This window comes from Plantibacter cousiniae (nom. nud.) (assembly GCF_977070315.1).
Genome location: NZ_CDRVEU010000001.1, coordinates 379236 through 397065, shown reverse-complemented (window position 1 = coordinate 397065; position 17830 = coordinate 379236). Strand labels below are relative to the sequence as shown.

Annotated in this window: 12 protein-coding genes; 7 read left to right on the top strand and 5 right to left on the bottom strand. The window is 60.2% G+C overall.

The window, feature by feature from the left end:
- The first annotated feature begins 113 nt into the window (after positions 1–113).
- On the top strand, positions 114–4976 hold the full coding sequence (locus ACW55A_RS01795; protein ID WP_498810415.1) for an AvrE-family type 3 secretion system effector: 4863 nt from the start codon (positions 114–116) through the stop codon (positions 4974–4976).
- A gap of 61 nt (positions 4977–5037) precedes the next feature.
- Here ACW55A_RS01795 and ACW55A_RS01790 read toward each other — a convergent pair whose 3' ends face one another.
- The 3 genes from ACW55A_RS01790 to ACW55A_RS01780 all read right to left on the bottom strand — a co-directional run bounded on the left by ACW55A_RS01790 (position 5038) and on the right by ACW55A_RS01780 (position 8302).
- On the bottom strand, positions 5038–5427 hold the full coding sequence (locus ACW55A_RS01790; RefSeq protein WP_003433480.1) for a type III secretion system chaperone: 390 nt from the start codon (positions 5425–5427) through the stop codon (positions 5038–5040).
- 98 nt (positions 5428–5525) lie between these two features.
- Complete coding sequence (locus ACW55A_RS01785; protein WP_498810413.1) at positions 5526–7682, bottom strand: restriction endonuclease; 2157 nt, start codon at positions 7680–7682, stop codon at positions 5526–5528.
- Positions 7679–8302, bottom strand: a complete 624-nt coding sequence (locus ACW55A_RS01780) for a CesT family type III secretion system chaperone (RefSeq protein ID WP_498810411.1) — start codon at positions 8300–8302, stop codon at positions 7679–7681. The genes ACW55A_RS01785 and ACW55A_RS01780 overlap by 4 nt, the downstream gene beginning before the upstream one ends.
- A 175-nt stretch (positions 8303–8477) precedes the next feature.
- On the opposite strand from ACW55A_RS01780, the gene ACW55A_RS01775 reads away from it, so the two are divergent.
- Complete coding sequence (locus ACW55A_RS01775) at positions 8478–9776, top strand: pectate lyase (RefSeq protein WP_498810409.1); 1299 nt, start codon at positions 8478–8480, stop codon at positions 9774–9776.
- 83 nt (positions 9777–9859) lie between these two features.
- Here the strand turns inward: ACW55A_RS01775 and ACW55A_RS01770 are convergent, their stop codons facing one another.
- Positions 9860–11311, bottom strand: a complete 1452-nt coding sequence (locus tag ACW55A_RS01770; protein ID WP_455807845.1) for a type III effector — start codon at positions 11309–11311, stop codon at positions 9860–9862.
- Between the two features lie 332 nt (positions 11312–11643).
- Here ACW55A_RS01770 and ACW55A_RS01765 point away from each other — a divergent pair, with 332 nt between their 5' ends.
- A complete protein-coding gene (locus ACW55A_RS01765; protein WP_065349208.1) occupies positions 11644–12588 on the top strand; it encodes a bestrophin family protein in 945 nt (314 codons plus the stop codon).
- A gap of 87 nt (positions 12589–12675) precedes the next feature.
- Here the strand turns inward: ACW55A_RS01765 and ACW55A_RS01760 are convergent, their stop codons facing one another.
- A complete protein-coding gene (locus ACW55A_RS01760; protein WP_498810406.1) occupies positions 12676–13602 on the bottom strand; it encodes a LysR substrate-binding domain-containing protein in 927 nt (308 codons plus the stop codon).
- 188 nt (positions 13603–13790) lie between these two features.
- Here ACW55A_RS01760 and ACW55A_RS01755 point away from each other — a divergent pair, with 188 nt between their 5' ends.
- From ACW55A_RS01755 to ACW55A_RS01740, 4 genes are all read left to right on the top strand, one after another.
- Entirely contained in the window at positions 13791–14540 is a 750-nt protein-coding gene (locus ACW55A_RS01755; RefSeq protein WP_122265434.1) for an SDR family NAD(P)-dependent oxidoreductase, read from the top strand.
- A 100-nt stretch (positions 14541–14640) separates the two neighbouring features.
- Positions 14641–15942, top strand: coding sequence for an MFS transporter (locus ACW55A_RS01750; protein WP_024662124.1), 1302 nt, complete (start codon positions 14641–14643; stop codon positions 15940–15942).
- Positions 15943–15960: 18 nt separating this feature from the next.
- Positions 15961–16809: a transketolase gene (locus ACW55A_RS01745; RefSeq protein ID WP_058397430.1), complete on the top strand. Its 849-nt coding sequence runs from the start codon at positions 15961–15963 to the stop codon at positions 16807–16809.
- Positions 16806–17825, top strand: a complete 1020-nt coding sequence (locus tag ACW55A_RS01740) for a transketolase family protein (protein ID WP_058397431.1) — start codon at positions 16806–16808, stop codon at positions 17823–17825. The genes ACW55A_RS01745 and ACW55A_RS01740 overlap by 4 nt, the downstream gene beginning before the upstream one ends.
- The last annotated feature ends 5 nt before the right edge of the window (positions 17826–17830 follow it).

The following is a 17830-nucleotide window of genomic DNA, read 5'->3' as shown; positions in this document are numbered from 1 at the left end:
AAGAAGAATCGACGCGGACAGGCACTGCCCCCCGTAACAATCGCCGTGTCACATTCAATCTTCCGCAGGATCAGCTCACACACAGCGCTTCGCAGCAGCTCTCCGCAGAGCCCATGACTGACGAAGAGGCGGTCGCCAGCGCTATGCGCGAACGCCGTAACCCTGGCAGCCGCCTGCAAGGCTCCGATGGTACACGCCAGTCAATGCAACCTGTCGACACGAACACGGCAAGCAGTTCCGGCACCAAAGCCGACGATCCTGAAGAGCCGCTTGCGCCGCGCAACCCCGGGCTGGAACCTGGCACCAGCGGGCGCTCCGCGCTCAGGAGCGAGCAAGGGGTACGCAATGCGCAACCACAGGCCACTGTCAGGCTGAGTGCCGACGGCAAGCCGGATTTCTCTTCGTTCAAGACGCCCGGCATGGCCGCGCTGCTGGACGACATACTCGCCAAGCCCGGACAAACCTATCTGGCGCAGCAGAGTGAGCAAGGCGCGAAGGGCCACCAACTTCTGCAAGCCAACGGGCATCTGCTGCATCTGGCGCAGGACGACAGCTCGCTGGCCGTCATCCGCAGCAGCGAGCCCACACTGCCGGTAGCAGGCGGGAAGCCTCCGCCGGTGAACATGCAGCGTGAAGAAAACCACATTCATCTCGACACCCTTGACGGGCGGCGCAGCCAGGAGTTGCCAGGCAAGGCCCATATCGCCCACCTCACCGAGGTCCATCAGACCACCAGCGGCGACCGCCTGCGCGTGCACGAAGACCGGCTGTACCAGTTCGAACCGCTCGCCGCTCGCTGGAAACCAGTGGATGATATCGAGGACATCGCTTTCAACCGCCTGATAACCGGAGGCAACGGCTCGGTCTACGCCAAAAGTGACGATGTCGTCGTCGATCTCTCCAGCCCGTTCATGCCGCACGCCGAGTTCAACGACCTGAAGTCATTTTCGATTGCGCCTGACGATACCGCGGCACTGCTCAGCGGCTCGGACGTGCAGACCGTCCTGCTGACCGACATGAGTCCGGTGATTGGTGGGCTGACCCCGAAAAAAACCAAAGCCCTGGAACTCGACGGTGGTCAGGCACAGGCCGCCGAAGTCGCCCTGAGCAACGACAGGCTATTTATTGCAGACACGCAGGGCAGGCTTTACAGCACTGATCGCAGCGCCTTCGAAAGCAACGACCCGACGTTGCGCCTGATGCCGGAGCGGGCCGGCTACAGGCTGGACGATCAACCCATGGGCGGCCACAACAGCGTCAGCGGATTCATCAGTGGCGATGACGGTCGCGTGCACGCGCTGATCAGGAATCGTCAGGGCGAGGTTCACTCCCATGCGCTCGATGAGCAGGGTACGAAGCTGGAAAGCGGCTGGAACCTGACCAATGCATTGGTCCTGGACAACACACGCGGCCTGACGGTTATGCCAGCGCCCGCCGGGGCCGACCGCCTGCACCTCGACCGTGCCGGGCTGGTCGGCCTGAGCGCCGGTCGTATCCAGCGTTGGGATGCGACGCCACAGTGCTGGAAAGACGCTGGCATCAAGGAGGTGGATCGCTTGCAACGCGGTGCCGACAGCAACGCCTACGTATTGAAAGGTGGCAAGCTGCTCAGGCTGGATGTGGCCCCTAAACACCCCAATGTCGCCTTCGACCACAATACGGCGCTGGCCCAGATAGCACGCTCGACCAAGGTGGCGATGGGCAAGGAAATCGCAGGGCTGGAGAATCGGGTCGTGACCGCCTTTGCCATGGTCAGCGACAAGCGCTTTGTTGTGCTCGATGATCAGAACAGGCTGACGGCCCATAGCAAGGACCACAAACCCATTGATCTGGATACGTCCGCAATCGAGGGCGATATCAAGGAACTGGCCCTGGACGAAAAGCACAACCTTTACACACTGAGCAGCACCGGCAAGCTTTACTGCATGCCCAGAGAGGCATGGCAGGCAACCCGATTCGGAGGCCAGTTGGCCGCCAAATGGACGCCGCTCGCAGCACCTGACGGGCAACCGGTCAAAGCGCTGTACAGCAATGATGACAATCGCTTGAGCGTCCAGGTCGAGGACGCCGCCGGTCAAGGCCTGATGCAACTGAAAGAGGGGCAGTGGCAAGCGTTCGAACAGCGTCCCGTGGAAAAAAACGGCTTGAACGACGTCTACAATCGCATCACGCGAGCGCACAAGACCTGGCGGATTCCAGGCACCGGGTTGACGGCCAAGCTGGACATCAATGCATTCGGGCGCAGCGGCATGGAGAAAAGCAATCGTCCCGCCGCCAGCGAGGCTATTCGGGCCAATGTCTACAAGCACACGCTGGAACCGCCTCGCTGGATGAAGAACGTCGGCAACAACATCCAGCATCGCTATCATGGTCGCGAGGGCCTGAAGGAGCTCTACAAGAAAGAGCTGATCGCGTTCAAACAACTTGAACTGATTCATGAAGCCGGCGGCGCACCGCCGACCCCGGGCAACGATCTCAAGGCGCGGATTGCGCGCCTGCAGCTTGGCCCTGAAGGCGCTGAGCTGGCAAAAGAACTGGAAGTATTCCGCGACGAACTGGAGAAGCACGCCAGGACCGCGTTGGAGAACATCGGCAAGGATTACGGCAAGCTCAAAAACCTGAGGCAGAACGACGGCGTGCTCAACCAGCACAGCGAATTGGCAAAGTCGTCGAAACGCACTCAGCTAGGCAAGAAGCTGGCTGAACTGGGGTCGATGCTCAACTTCAAAAGCTCCGGCCATGATTTCGTCAATGAGCTGGATAACGCACTGACCCGGGTCGCCCCGTCCGCAGAAAACCCAACGGCCGCAACGCTCAAGCGGCTGAAAGACAACGGGGTAAAGCTTTCTCACACCAAAACCGATATCGGCCTGGGTCAACGCCGCGATGCCAATGAAGATCACGGGCTGAGCAAGGCCCGCCTGGCGCTGGATCTGGTCACCCTGAAAGACCTCGGCGCGCTGATTGGCAAGGTTGAGCTGCTGGCACGCAGCAGCGACCTGCCCAGGCTGCAAGCGGAATTGACCTCGTTGCGCGATGTGACCTATGGAGAGAACCCGGTCAAGCAGGTCACCGACATGGGCTTTACCGATAACGCAGCACTGGAAGGCGCGTATGACGCGGTCAAGGCGTTCTCGAACGCACTCAAAAAATCCGACCACGCTGTCAGCGTCAATATGCGCGCGGCAACCGGCAGCCAGGATCAGTCCGAGCTGGCCGACACGCTCAAGGCCATGCTCAAAAACCTGGAGCATGGCGACGATGAAATCGGCGTGCAACGCAGTTACGGGCTGAACCTGACCAGCCCGTTCGCCGTCCTTGCCGACAAGTCGACAGGCCCGTGGCCGACCGCCGGGGCTACCGGCAATCGCAACTACCTCTTCAGTGCTGAACGTTGCGAAGGTGGCGTGACCCTGTACCTGATGAGAGAAGCGGCCGGCAATATCAGCGGCGGCGTGGGGGGTGGCAAGGACTACTGGCCTGGCTTTTTCGACGAAAACCACCCTGCCCGCAGCGTCGATATCGGTAACAACCGCAAGATGACCCCGAACTTCCGTCTTGGCGGAGACGTGACCGCAACCGCTGCCGCCAGCCAGCGTGCAGGGGTGATCTTCAATGTAGCGGACGACGAAATCGACGGATTCGTCGACGACCTGTTCGAAGGCAAGCTCAACCCCTTGCAGCTGTTGAACAAGGTCAAGGACCACGAAACCTATGAAGCGCGCCGCTTCAATTTCGATATCACGACAGGCTTCAGCGCTGATATGCGCGTCGGCTTCGGTCTGTCGGAGGCCGACAGCGCGCCGCTTTCCGCCGTTGCGCGTCTGGGCGTGGCGGCGAATGTCACGGTCAACCTGCTGAGCTACACCGATTACTCCCTGACCCAGAAGAACGACAAGACAGAGCTGCGCGAAGGCGGCAAGAACCGTCCGCGCCTGTTCAACAGTCTGATCTTCGGCGGACAGGCGCGCGGGCAGATCGGTGGCACGCATACCAACGCCACAGCGACCCCGGCCTCCGCTGCCGGGCCGACGCCAGCGACTCAATCGGCGGCCAATAACCTGGGCGTCGCAGCGAACGTGACCATCGATGACAAAACCGTCAAACGGGTCAAGTTCCGCTTTAACGTAGCGACCCCGATGAGCACCGAGAGCCTGGACAAACTGTCGAAAAGTCTCGCTGCAGCCTTCAAGGATAAAGCCACGACAGCCAGGCTTGCAGCGCTGCAGGATCCGCTGAACGCGCTTTACGCCGATATGGACCCTGAGCAGGCCACTCAGGCAAGACTTGACGAGCTCAAAGCGCTGTTTGCCGACAGACCGTCGCAGAACGACACGCAATACAAGGCGCTTCGAGACCTGAAACGGGCGGCCGTGCAACACGAAGCGTCGATCAGCAATCACAGCGTGCTGGACAATGCCCGCTTCGAAACCAGCAAGACCAACCTGTCCGGCCTGAGCAAGGAAAGCATCCTCACCAGAATCATGGGTTCGATACGTGACGCCAGTGCGCCCGGCAACGCCGCCAGGGTCGCCGAGTACATGCGTCAGGACCCGACGCTCAGCGCCATGGTCAAGCAGCTTGAAAACAGCCAGGGCACCCTCGCCCGGGTACGCCTTGAACCAAAAGACTCGCTGATCGACGAGATCGACGAAGGCAGCCGCAGGGGTACGCTGACGCAGACCGAACTCTCCGGCCTTCTGGAAAATCGCAACAACATGAGGATCAAAAGGCTGGTGGTGTTCCATGCGCCACCGCAGACCGAGAACTTCACGTCACCCACGCCACTGATCAGCTACAACAGCGGTGCGTCGTTGAGCGTGAACAAGACCCTCGGGCGAATCAATTTCATCTATGGCGAAGACCAGGACAAACCCATCGGCTACACGTTCGACGGGGAGCTGTCGCGGCCCTCGGCATCGCTGAAAGAGGCGGCAGGCGAGTTGAAACTGTCGGGCTTCGAAGTCAAAAGCTGATAGCTGAAACAACGCAAAAGCGCCGCATGGAAGCGGCGCTTTTGCGTGTACACCCGTCTGCTCAGGCGTGCAGAAATGCGCGGGCTTCGCGTGCCTGAGCAATAAAGCCACGCGTCACGTCGCAAAAGGCTGGCTCATCGAGCGACACCAGCTCACGTTGCGCACACAGGCGTACATCGCCCTGATCGACGGCAAACCAGCAACCGTGCAAACGGGCGACATCGAAGTTCAGGCTCAACAAATGCTGCAAATCGGCAGTGCGTTCAGGGCAGCGCCCGACGCGGCAATGAAAGATGACCATTTCACTGTGCTCGGGCAGCTCGATGACGGCGGCTTCGTTATCCTGGCCGTCATACAGCGCGCATACCCCGTTCTGCCAGGTAAGCGAAGTGCCAAGCTGGGTACCCAGCGCAGTGATGAAACGGGAAAACTCATGTTGCGAGGTATTCATCGTCATAGTCCTTTAAGAAAAGCCTGAGCTGACCAGGCAGTGAGTGGCTGCCTGGCGCTGTCGGTTCCAAAAGAAAGGCTCAGCCCTGGTTGCTTTCGTCAGCGTCGGCGCCCCTCCTCCATCGCCGTCAGTTCGACAGCAGCGGCGTCATCAACTGCTGGCGATGATGTTTCCGCTGGTTTGAGTGCATCGCGCAATGAGGACACGCCGCTTGCTAGGCCGTCTTCCACGACACGCACCGTATCGACCACCACCTGGGTCGGTAATTGCAGCGCCCCCCTGGCCATGTGATAGGCGTTTTCCACGGCTCTGGGGACGCCACCCAGGGTAGCTGGCTGGAACGTATGCGGCAGTGAAGCTCTGTCCGGATGGCGGATGTTGCTCAGGGCGGTTTCAGTGCGGGCTACCATTGGCGTGGCGCCGCCCATGCCCGCCTCTTTCAAAGCCTTGGCCTCGGCCGTAACCGACTGGTTGGCATACAGGGTCGACAGGTAAGACACCGAACCGGTTGCCGCCAGCGCCATGTTGCGCAGGATATTACCTGCGCTGAGCGTGCCGGATGTACCTTCGGGCTGGACTGCCACCGGTGGTAGCGCGCCGTTCAGCGCTGCGCTCTGCACACCTGAAACAGCCTTGCTGTAGAACGCGGTGCGTACCGCCGGCTCGCGAAGGTCCAGGCCTTTGGCCAGGTCCTTGCCCAGTTCGGCATTGGCGCGGTCCGGGGTGAAGACCGGGATCTTGCGTCCGCGCGGATCGACATAGGTCGAGTTCAGCTGTGCAATGGTCTGGGTGGTGGCTGATATGGCCCCGGCGATCCCGGAGGTCACCGCTCTGGCCGACAGGGTCTGGCCATTGAGCAGATTGAAATCATTCAGCATCTGGCGTACCGCCTGCCCGCCACCAAAGGCGCCGTAGGGGATCATCTCACCCAGTGGGTGGGTGGACGAAACCTGAACCTTTTTCTGATTCAAAACCGCTCGCTCGCTTTCGACGAAGGCTTTGTCCTCAGCGGCTTCTTCAGGTGTTTTTCTGACCAGTGCGCCGTTGTCGTTCTTCAACTCGAAAGGGTCGGGAATCACCGAGTCAGTATCGATCCCTTTGAGTGGCACCATATTCAGCCGCTCGTTGAGGCCGGTTTTCTGAAACCCGGCCTGCACGATCGGCTTCAACAGGTTGGTAATGCCCTCATGAGCCACCCCGGCAGTCAGTCCTACGGCCAGAGCCCTCTTCATGCTGGCGTCGGCGCTCTTTCCGGGAACGGCATCTTTCATCGCGTCACCGGTGGCCGTACGGATATACCCCAGGTGGAGCATGGACACCATAAACTGCGGCACCGCTGCCGCGACGATCGGACCGACCCCCTTCCAGCCGCCGACCGAGTTTCGATCAACGTTCAACTTGTCGATCAGAGCATCCATTTGCGTGTGAGCGGCAACGGCATTCAGCCGCTTGGCTTCAGGCGATTTGCAGAAGTCGGCGTGCAGGTCGCTCAGCATCGCTCTGGCCGTTTCCAGCGCCTGTCTATCCATCAGCAGACTCGGTCTGCTGCCCTCATTGGCGCCCTCCAATTGACTGTCCAGTGCGGCGATGCGTTCGTCCAGCACCGCGAGACTGTGGTTCAACCCCGCTTCGATGGACTTACTCGCCCGACCGGCGTATTCGCCCAGCGCCGCCTGACTGACCGCCAGCGTGTTGCGGTCGCGCAGCCCTCCGGGGCCGAATCCATCAGCCGTCGCGTCGTGCATGAGCTGGAAGTGTTCCAGCTGGTCTGCGAGCGACTGGGCAAATCCCTTGATCAGTTGCTCGGTCTCGGCCTTGCCTGGCACATGCCCTGGCTCAGCGAATCGTCCGAGCGTTTGCTGCAAGTCGGAGCCATGAAACTGTTTCAACTCATAACGCTCAGGCGCCAACCGGGCGGCCATGACTTCGAAGGGCAGCTTTTCAGACTGCAACAAACTGCCGATCAGCAGGGCCGCGTTAGAGCTGATAGTCGGTGTGGAAGTGCCTTGTACGGTGGGCTGTTCGGCACGAAACTTCTGCAAAATCGGCAGATGTCGCGGCGCGACTGGCAGGCGAGCAGCGCCGGCCGCCGAGCTTTCCGGCGCCTGCGCGGCCGACTGGCTGGCGGTCAGCGGCGGGTTGCTGCCCGGGCTTACCGCGTGTGGATGAGCCTGGGCGACAGCGGCAGATGGCTGCGGCTGGTTCGCCTGGACGATCTCGGTACTGCCTGATCCGCCGACTCGTGTGCCGATCATTGGAACCTCCCGGCGCTCGCAGGATTATCACGCATGGTTGCCTTGGAAGCGGGCATATTGAGCGGGGCACCCGCAGTGCCCACCGGTCCCATGAAACCGTGTTCGCGCCACTCTCTGGCCAGGTCGGCAAAGGACTTCATCAACAACAGCACGCCCTCGGCTGTCGCTCGTTCAAGGCCTATCGATCCCATCAGCAGCACTCGGCCGGTCTGGGCATTCCAGGAGAAAGCCGGGCTGTGGGCACCCGAAAACATATGAAAGTTGATGTCCATCAACGCCAGCAATGCGCTGTCGCGATTGCGCGCGGGCAACGCGCCCATATCCCCGTAGATCAGAATCGCACGCCCCTCGTCGCGGTCCTGATAGTGAAGTGTGAAGTCGACGTCGCTGATTTTGAAATTGGCTGACTCGTAAAAACGTTCGGGTTCGGAGATCAGGCTGAGCGCGCAAATCTCATTTATAAGCGTTTGATACTCATAATTTTTATTCATTTCACGGCCTCTGAGTGCGATGTGGGTCCACACCATTTTTTTGCTGGCGTGCGCGCACTGAGTCGGAGGGCAAGGTGTTTTGGTTCCTTGGGGCGAGTCGGCCTCTCCAGACACGTACATCGGGATCATCGCCAGTCAACGCACACAAACGGGAACCCATCCCACCGTGTTGCCACTCACTTCGGGCAACGCCAAGGCAGAGTCCTCATCGACCTATAGAGCCCGACAAGGACGCGGCGATCAACGCCGGTAACTCCGGAAGACGACGCTGGTTCATATGTCCATCCCATCGAGGTAAAGCACCATGAGCATCGGTATCAACTCCTCCACCACCTACCAACCCGCTTCAACCCAGTTGGACTTCTCGGCGCTGAGCGGCAAGAGCCCACAGACCAATACGTTCAGCGAGGAGAGCACTGCACAGGCCGTCGACCCGAGTGCCCTGCTGTTCGACACTGCCAGCCAGAAAGACGTCAGTTTCGGAAAGCCCGACAATACGGTTCAAAGCCCCACCGACAGCAGTGCTGCAACTGACCCGCAGTCCAACGTCGTCAAGCTGCTCAGCGCGCTCGTCACATCGCTGCTGCAAATGCTCATGAACCTCAATAAAAAACAGGACACGGGTCAGGACTCCAACGAGTGGCAAGACCCGTTTCAGAACAATGGCGGACTCGGTACGCCATCGACCGAAGGCAGTGACGGTGGTACGCAGGAAGCTTCAGGCGGTGACGACGGCGGCGGCGGTACAACGGCAGCGTCGGGTGGTGGCGATGGTGGCGGTACATCCCCAACCACTGAAGGTGACGGCGGCGGTAGTTATGCGTCGACTGGCGCAGACGGCAGCGGCACGCCTTCGACCGAGGACGGAACCGGTGGCGGTGGCGGTGGCGGTGATAGCGTAACGCCTCAAGTCACCCCACAACTGGCCAATCCCGGCCGCAGCTCGGGCAACGGCACGGTTTCGGATACAACGGGCTCTCTTGAGCAATCCGGCGAGGTCAATGTCGAGAAAGACACCATCGAAGTCGGTCCTGGCCAGGTGTATGACGGCCACGGTGCAACCTTTACCGCCGACAAGTCGATGGGCACCGGCGACCAGGACGAACATCAGAAACCCCTGTTCGAACTGGCCGAAGGCGCTGTGCTGAAAAACGTGAACTTGGGTGAGAACGAAGCCGACGGCATCCACGTGAATGCCAAGAACTCGGAGCAGGTCACCATTGATAACGTGCACGCCCAGAACGTCGGTGAAGACATGATCACGGTCAAGGGCGAAGGAGGCGCAAAGGTCACCAACCTGAACATCACTAACAGCAGCGCCAACGGTGCCGATGACAAGGTCATTCAGCTCAACGCTGATACCCACCTGAAAGTCGACGGTTTCAAAGCCACCGATTTCGGTACCCTGGTCCGCACCAATGGCGGCAAGCAGTTTGATGACATGAGTGTCGAGCTCAATGGCGTGGACGCCACCCATGGCAAGTTCGCACTCGTCAAAAGCGACAGCGATAACCTGAAGCTGGCCACTGGCGACATCGCCATGAGCGACGTCAAGCACGCGTATGACAAGACCAAGGCGTCTACCCAGCACACCGAGCTCTGATACGACGCATAAATGAGGAACAAGCAAAGGGGCGCATTCCGTAGAGGGCGCCCCTTTCCTTTACCAGCTATGGTTGGAGACGCTTATGAGCGCCCTGGCTGGAACGGCACCGCGCTAGGTGAACCCGCTGCAATGCCACCCTCTTCGATGTCCGGCTCACGAGCATTGCGACGACGTAATGTGTCACGCAGGGATGCCCCCGTCGCAGCAATCGCCTCACTACTCGCGTCGATGCCCGCCCTGGCCAGCTTGACAGTCTGATCGGCTACATAGCTGGTCGAACTCGACGCCGCCGATTTAACCGTATCCTGCAAGAACGACTCGGCCTTTTTCACTGCGGGATCGGTTGCGACTGCGGCCGTGGTCCAAGCTGCGAACACACCTGCCGAGCCGGCCATATTGGTCAGTTGGCTGACCGCCGCCTTGGTGGCCGGGTCAGTGATATTTTTGGTCGCCATCTCCTGCAATTTGCCCACGCCGGCAAAGCCGCCCGCCAGGGCCAGCCCATTTTGCGCAAGACCGGTGGCCGACACCAGGCTTCTCACCGCTTTCAGGCCGTCGGTGGCGACGTCAAGCGGCAGACCCGCCATCCGCTTGCCAGCGTTCAGCGCCGCGCCGGCGTAGCTGGCTGACTTGATCGCATTGTAGGCCTCAAGCCAGTCGGTTTCTTCACTCAAGTCTGCCTTGGGTTCCTTGTCCTTGATGCCGAGCACGAATGCACCGCCGCGCAGGTGATCACGCGCCTGCACACTGAGCATTCGATTGCCGAACCCCGCGTTGGCCGCCAGGCCACCTGCCGCCGACACGCTGATGTCGACCGCACCCTGCACGGCGGGTCTGGATGCCAGTGCTGGCGCCAGCACGGTACGCACCGCATTACGCGCACTGTAAGTCTGAACGGCAATGCCCAGATCGACCGCCTGACGCATGACACCCGGCGAATGACGCTTCACGGAAGCAGCCATCGCATCATGCAGTTTCTCAGGCGAGGTGCTCAGGTAGTGCAGGTCGCCCGTGGCGCGATTCATGACCGTAGTGCCCACCTGATCCATGACACCGGACAGCGCTCCGGACACAAATGGCGTCAGGGGTTTGAGCGGCGTCGGCAGCCAGTCGCCCTTGTTGATGGCAGGCTGCATGTACTGCAACACCGACGCAGCGGCAAACGGCGTGGCACGTAGCGCGGTCGAAGCGGTGGTTGCCATCCTGTCGAACTTCTCCGCCTTGGCGAAGGTTTCGCCAATGCTGGCAGGCGTTTCGCCCTCGTCCAGCAAGCGTCTGGCGCGAGTATCGATGATGTTGTCGATCTGCTCGTTATGCGCATGAACAGCGTCCTGGTCGACAGCCGACTCACTCAACGGCAGTTTGTGCGCAGCGAACACATGATCTTTCAGGTAATCGGTAATGGCTTGCAGATTGGTCTGCTCGGCACTGCTGAGCTCGCGTACGGAACTGGAGGCAAACGATTCCGATGCGGAATAAAACCGCTCCAGCTCGATGCTGGGGTGCGGGCTGCCGGTTCGGTTGATGTTCATGGAAACTCCCTCTCTATTGCGTAAGTTGCGTAGCAACGCGACGAGACGGGTCTGGCCGGACGACTTGCTTGTGAACAGGCAAGGCAATGGGGCGTCGATCCGAGAGTGATAGGAATTGCAAACGTCCGGGTGCCCGTCAGCGAAGAGGACCGACAAGGCTGTGTGGTCGCAAGGGTGCCGGGGGTTCCAGCTGTTGAAATGGTCAAGACAGGCGTAACTGTTTCGCCACCATGGAGAATTAAGCGAGCTTTAAGCCTCGGCCAGTAAGTTTGCAGCGTGGTGTGTTGATTGACCGCGCCAAACCTCTTCCAACCCAGCAAAGGAGTGCCGCAATGTCTGGTCCTTTTGAAAAAAAATGGCGGTGCATCAGCAGGACGGTCACCTACGTTGGCTGGTCACTGTTCTGGCTTCTGCTCTGGGACGTGGCCGTGACCATGGACTTCATGTTGGTCCAGGGTGCTGGGATAGATCTCCCGCTGATGCCGCTTACGCTATTGTGCTCGGCGCTTATCGTGCTGATCAGCTTTCGCAATTCCAGCGCCTACAACCGCTGGTGGGAGGCACGCACGTTATGGGGCGCGATGGTCAACAGCTCGCGCAGCTATGGCCGTCAGGTACTGACCTTGATTGAAGGCAACGCCGATGAGCGCGGCAACCCGGTGAAAGAAGTGCTGTTCAATCGTCACATGGCTTACCTGCGGGCACTGCGCGCTCATTTGAAAGGCGATGTCAGCAAAGCGAAACTTGAAGGGCTGTTATCGGATTCCGAGATTCAGCGCGCAAAAGAGAGCAACAACTTTCCCAATGACATCCTCAATGGCTCGGCGGCCATGATCTCCGAAGAGTTTGCCGGAGGGCGAATCGACAGCATCCGCCTGGCGCGACTGGAGTCGACCATGGTCGAACTGTCCAACTGCCAGGGCGGGATGGAGCGCATCGCCAATACGCCGCTGCCCTACCCGTATGTCTATTTCCCCAGACTGTTCAGTACCCTGTTCTGCATCATCATGCCGCTGAGCATGGTGACCACTCTGGGCTGGTTCACCCCGGCGATATCCACGGTGGTCGGCTGCATGCTGCTGGCAATGGACCGCATCGGCACTGACCTGCAAGCCCCGTTCGGCGCCAGCCAGCACCGGATCCGCATGGAAGACCTGTGCAACACCATCGAAAAGAACCTGCGCTCGATGTTTGACGCACCGGCAAGGCAAAGTCTGGTGATTGACGCGCAAGACCAGCAGGGCAGCGCTTGGCAACCGCATCGGCTGGTCGTTTAGAAGCGCTTGATTGGCGTGCCTATGTTCAACGTTGGCACGCCACCCGGGACATTGAGCATCCCATTGCCAGACCACAGGCAGCACGGTTCAAAACACAAATCCCTGCCCCAGTTCGCCTTCCATCCATTCCAGAAATCGCCTGACTCTGGGGAAGCTGGAGTGCGCCTTGGGGAATACCAGATGGTGCGCGGCGACCGGTGCAGTCAGGGCTTGAGGGGCAACTTCGATCAACTCACCCGTGGCCAGGTATTTTTGCGCCAGCAACGTACTTTCCAAGGCAAATCCCAGCCCGTGGCTGGCCGCTTCGAGCGTCATGTATGAGCGGTCGAAACTCAGCGCGTAGGGTTTTTCCGGACGAGCCAGACCATGCCGGGCAAACCATTCAGGCCATTTCAGCAGTGTGGCCTCGGAGAGAATCAGTTCGCGGTCGAGCAAGCCAGCGGCGCTCTCGACCGGACGTCGCGCCAATAGCTGCGGAGACGCCAGCACAGCGAATTTCTCGTCACGCAAGGTGCGCACTTCATAACTCGGCCAGTTCGGCCTGCCATGCCGGATATCGACGTCGATCTTGTCCCTGCTGAAATGCAGCGACTCGTAAGAACACGACAGGTTGATCTGAATGTCCGGATGGCTTACGCGAAAGGCTTCCAGCCTGGGCATCAGCCACAGCAGCCCGAAACTGGGCGCAGAATGCAGACGCAGGCAATCGAGGCTGACATCGCTGGCGGCACGCTCGGTGGCGACGGCGAGACTGTGCAGCACTCCGAGCACTCCGGAGACATCTTTCAGATACTGCTCACCGACCGGCGTCAGGGTCACACCACGGGCGGCCCGAACGAACAACTGCCGGCCAATCAAGGCCTCCAGCCGGGCCAGTTGGTGACTGACCGCCGACGGCGTCAGATCCAGTACTTCGGCGGCTCTTGCCAGGTTGCCAAAGCGCGCCGTCTGCTCGAAAGCCTGAAGCGCTTTCAGCGGTGGCAGGCTCAGAGGTGCATCGTCATCAGGCCGCATGGATGCTCCGACGTGTCCGATTATTCGAGTTTCGTTCATTCAACCACTCGCCTGTCGAATTGACGAGAGGTGAATTTTTTTCAGCATCCAGTGATTTTTGCGGCATTGCTCAGGACCGGCACCGGGAACACTCTGAAGTCATCGATCACCCGAATCGAACCCAATAACAATAATCAGAGGTAACCCTCATGCTACTTCAAGGCAAAATTGCAGTGATCACCGGCGCGGCGTCGGAACGCGGTATCGGTCGCGCAACCGCGATCACCTTCGCCAACCACGGCGCACGCGTGGTGATTATCGATCTCGACGAGTCCGCAGCACGCGATGCCGCCGCCGCACTGGGCGAAGGTCATCTCGGCCTGGCGGCCAACGTCGCCGACGAACGTCAGGTTCACGAGGCCGTCAGCAAAATCATCGCGCACTATGGTCGCATCGACATTCTGGTGAATAACGCCGGTATCACACAACCCATCAAGACCCTGGACATCCGCCCTGCCGATTACGACAAGGTGCTCGACGTCAGCCTGCGCGGCACCTTGCTCATGTCGCAAGCGGTGATCCCGACCATGCGCGCCCAGTCCTCGGGCAGTATCGTGTGCATGTCTTCGGTTTCCGCCCAGCGCGGCGGCGGTATTTTCGGCGGGCCTCACTACAGCGCAGCGAAAGCCGGCGTGCTGGGCCTTGGCAAGGCAATGGCGCGGGAATTCGGCCCCGATCAGGTGCGTGTCAACTCCATCGCTCCCGGCCTGATTCATACCGATATCACCGGCGGTCTGATGCAGGATGAGCGACGCCACGCGATCATCGACGGCATTCCCTTGGGCCGCCTGGGCGCAGCGCAGGACGTGGCCAATGCCGCGCTGTTTCTGGCCAGCGACCTGTCGTCCTATCTCACCGGTATCACGCTGGATGTGAACGGCGGCATGCTGATTCACTGACCGCGAGTGGACGGGCTGGCAAACAGCCTGTGTTTGTTCTGGATCGACGATACGCCAGGCGGTTGCCTGGCGGTCTATAAAAACAAGAGATCAGACCATCATGATAACCACCATGACCCTCGACGCGGTGTCGACCACGCGCGCCAATGCCTACCGCAAGACCGCCTGGCGACTGATGCCGTTCCTGATGCTGTGCTACCTGTGCGCGTACCTGGATCGGGTCAATGTCGGCTTCGCCAAGCTGCAGATGATGAACGACCTGGCCTTCAGCGAAACCGTCTACGGGCTGGGTGCAGGCATGTTTTTCATCGGCTATTTCCTCTGTGAGGTGCCCAGCAACCTGATCCTTCACCGGGTCGGTGCCAGACGCTGGATCGCCCGCATCATGATCTCCTGGGGGATTATTTCCGCGCTCTTCGCCTTGGTCGAAACTGCCTGGCAGTTCTACGCCCTGCGCTTTCTGCTCGGGGTGGCGGAAGCCGGTCTGGCACCCGGCCTGCTGCTGTACCTGACGTACTGGTTCCCCTCTTATCGCCGCGCGCGCATGACCGTGCTGTGGTTCATCGCCATCCCGCTGTCCGGCATGATCGGCGGCCCGCTGTCGGGCTACATCATGACCCGCTTCGCAGGCGTTCATGGCTGGGCCGGCTGGCAATGGATGTTCGTCCTCGAAGCGATCCCGACGGTGATCGTCGGCTTGCTGGTACTCAGCTATCTGAAGGATGGCGTGCATCAGGCGACATGGTTGTCCGCTGAAGAAAAGGAACTGGTCAACAAGGAGCTGCAAGAGGACAACAGCCAGAAAGTGGTACACGCGTCGGTAGGCGCCTTCATTCGCGACAAGCGTCTGTGGCTGCTGGCGTGCATCTACTTCTGCGTGGTGATGGGCCAGTACGCAATCACCTTCTGGCTGCCGACGCTGATTCGCAATGCAGGCGTTTCCGACCCGCTGCATATCGGCCTGATGACCAGCCTTCCCTACCTGTGCGCAATCGTCGTGATGCTGTTGATGGGGCGCAGCGGCGACAAGCATCGAGAACGCCGCTGGCACCTGGTCGGGCCGATGATCGCAGGCGCGCTCGGGCTGAGCCTGGCAGCGCTGTTCGGCGGCAATCTGCTGCTCTCGGTGCTCAGCCTGTGCCTCGCCGCAGCAGGCATTCTCTCGGCATCGTCGCTGTTCTGGATGCTGCCCACCACCCTGCTGGGCGGGGTATCGGCGGCCGCCGGGATCGCCGGAATCAACAGCTTCGCCAATCTCGCGGGCTTCTGTTCGCCCTACCTGATCGGCTGGATCACCACCACGACCGGCTCAAGCGCCATTGGCATGTACCTGATTACCGGCGTGCTGTTCATCGGCGCCTATCTGGTGCTGCGCATCCCTGCCGCCTCGGTCAATCGTTGAGTCAACGGAGTAATCACCATGACAGCCACTACTTTACCTGCGCCTTCCACTTCGCTGGCGCAGCGTGCTCATAACATTCGTCGACACGCATTACGCATGGGCCAGGTTCAGGGCCAGGGTTATGTCGGACAGGCGCTGGGCGCTGCGGACCTGCTCGCCGTGTCCTATTTTCACGCGCTGAACTATCGCCCTGAAGACCCTGAATGGGAACAGCGTGACCGCTTTTATCTGTCGATCGGCCACTACGCCATTGCGCTGTACGCGGCATTGATAGAGGCGGAAATCGTCCCGCTCGATGAACTGGAAACCTACGGCTCGGATGACAGCCGTCTGCCTATGTCCGGTATGGCGACTTACACCCCCGGAATGGAAATAACCGGCGGTTCGCTGGGTCATGGTCTGGGCATTGCCGTAGGGGCCTGTCTGGGTTTGAAACGCAAGAACTCGCGTTCTTTCGTCTACAACCTGCTGTCGGACGGCGAGCTGAACGAAGGCTCCACCTGGGAAGCGGCCATGTCCGCCTCGCACTGGAAGCTGGACAACCTGATCGCGATCATCGATGTGAACAACCAACAGGCCGATGGTCACTCCAGTGAGGTACTGGCTTTCGAACCCATTGTCGAGCGCTGGCAGGCGTTTGGCTGGTTTACCCAACGGGTCGACGGCAACGATCTGGACGCGCTCGTCGCCGCCTTCGACAACGCGCGCCAGCACGACGGCGCGCAGCCCAGGGTCATCATCTGCGACACCAAAATGGGCAAGGGCGTGGCGTTTCTGGAAACCCGTGAAAAGACCCACTTCATCCGCGTGGATGAGCACGAATGGGACATCGCACTGAATAACCTCGATGAGGGGAAAACCATATGAGTTCTGCCAATCACACACCGGCTCCGTCCGTTGCCACGAAGAAAAAACTGACCACCTCGGCGATGATCGCGTCTATCGCGTCCGAGGGTCAGGCCACTCGCCCGGCTCCGTTCGGCCATGCATTGGCGGCGCTTGCGGAGCAACGTCAGGACATCGTCGGGCTGTCGGCTGACTTGTCGAAATACACCGACCTGCACATCTTCGCCAAAGCGCACCCTGAACGTTTCTACCAAATGGGCATGGCCGAACAGTTGCTGATGAGCGCGGCTGCGGGCATGGCTCGGGAAGGCTTCGTACCGTTTGCGACCACTTATGCGGTGTTCGCCTCGCGTCGCGCTTACGACTTCATCTGCATGGCGATTGCCGAAGATAACCTGAACGTCAAAATCGTCTGCGGTCTGCCGGGCCTGACCACCGGTTACGGGCCGAGCCATCAGGCCACCGACGACCTGGCGATCTTTCGCGCCATGCCCAATCTGATGATCGTCGACCCCTGTGATGCACTGGAAATCGAACAGGCGGTCCCTGCGATCGCAGCACATCAGGGCCCGGTGTACATGCGCCTGCTGCGCGGTAACGTGCCCTTGGTGCTGGACGAATACGGTTACACATTCGAGATCGGCAAAGCCAAGACACTGCGCACTGGCAACGACGTGTTGATCATTGCCACCGGTCTGATGACCATGCGTGCACTGGAAGCGGCCAAGCAGCTGCAGGCTGACGGTATCGACGTGGCAGTGTTGCACGTACCGACCATCAAACCGCTGGACGAACAGACCCTACTCGCTGAAGCCAGAAAGCCGGGCCGGCTGGTGGTGACGGCCGAAAACCATTCGGTCATTGGCGGGCTGGGCGAAGCAGTGGCGACGGTGCTGCTGCGCAATGGCGTGACGCCCACGTTCAGGCAGATCGCCCTGCCGGACGCTTTTCTCGACGCTGGCGCGCTGCCTACACTGCATGACCGTTATGGCATTTCCACGCCCGCCGTCTGTACGCAAATCAAGGCGTGGCTTTAAGCACT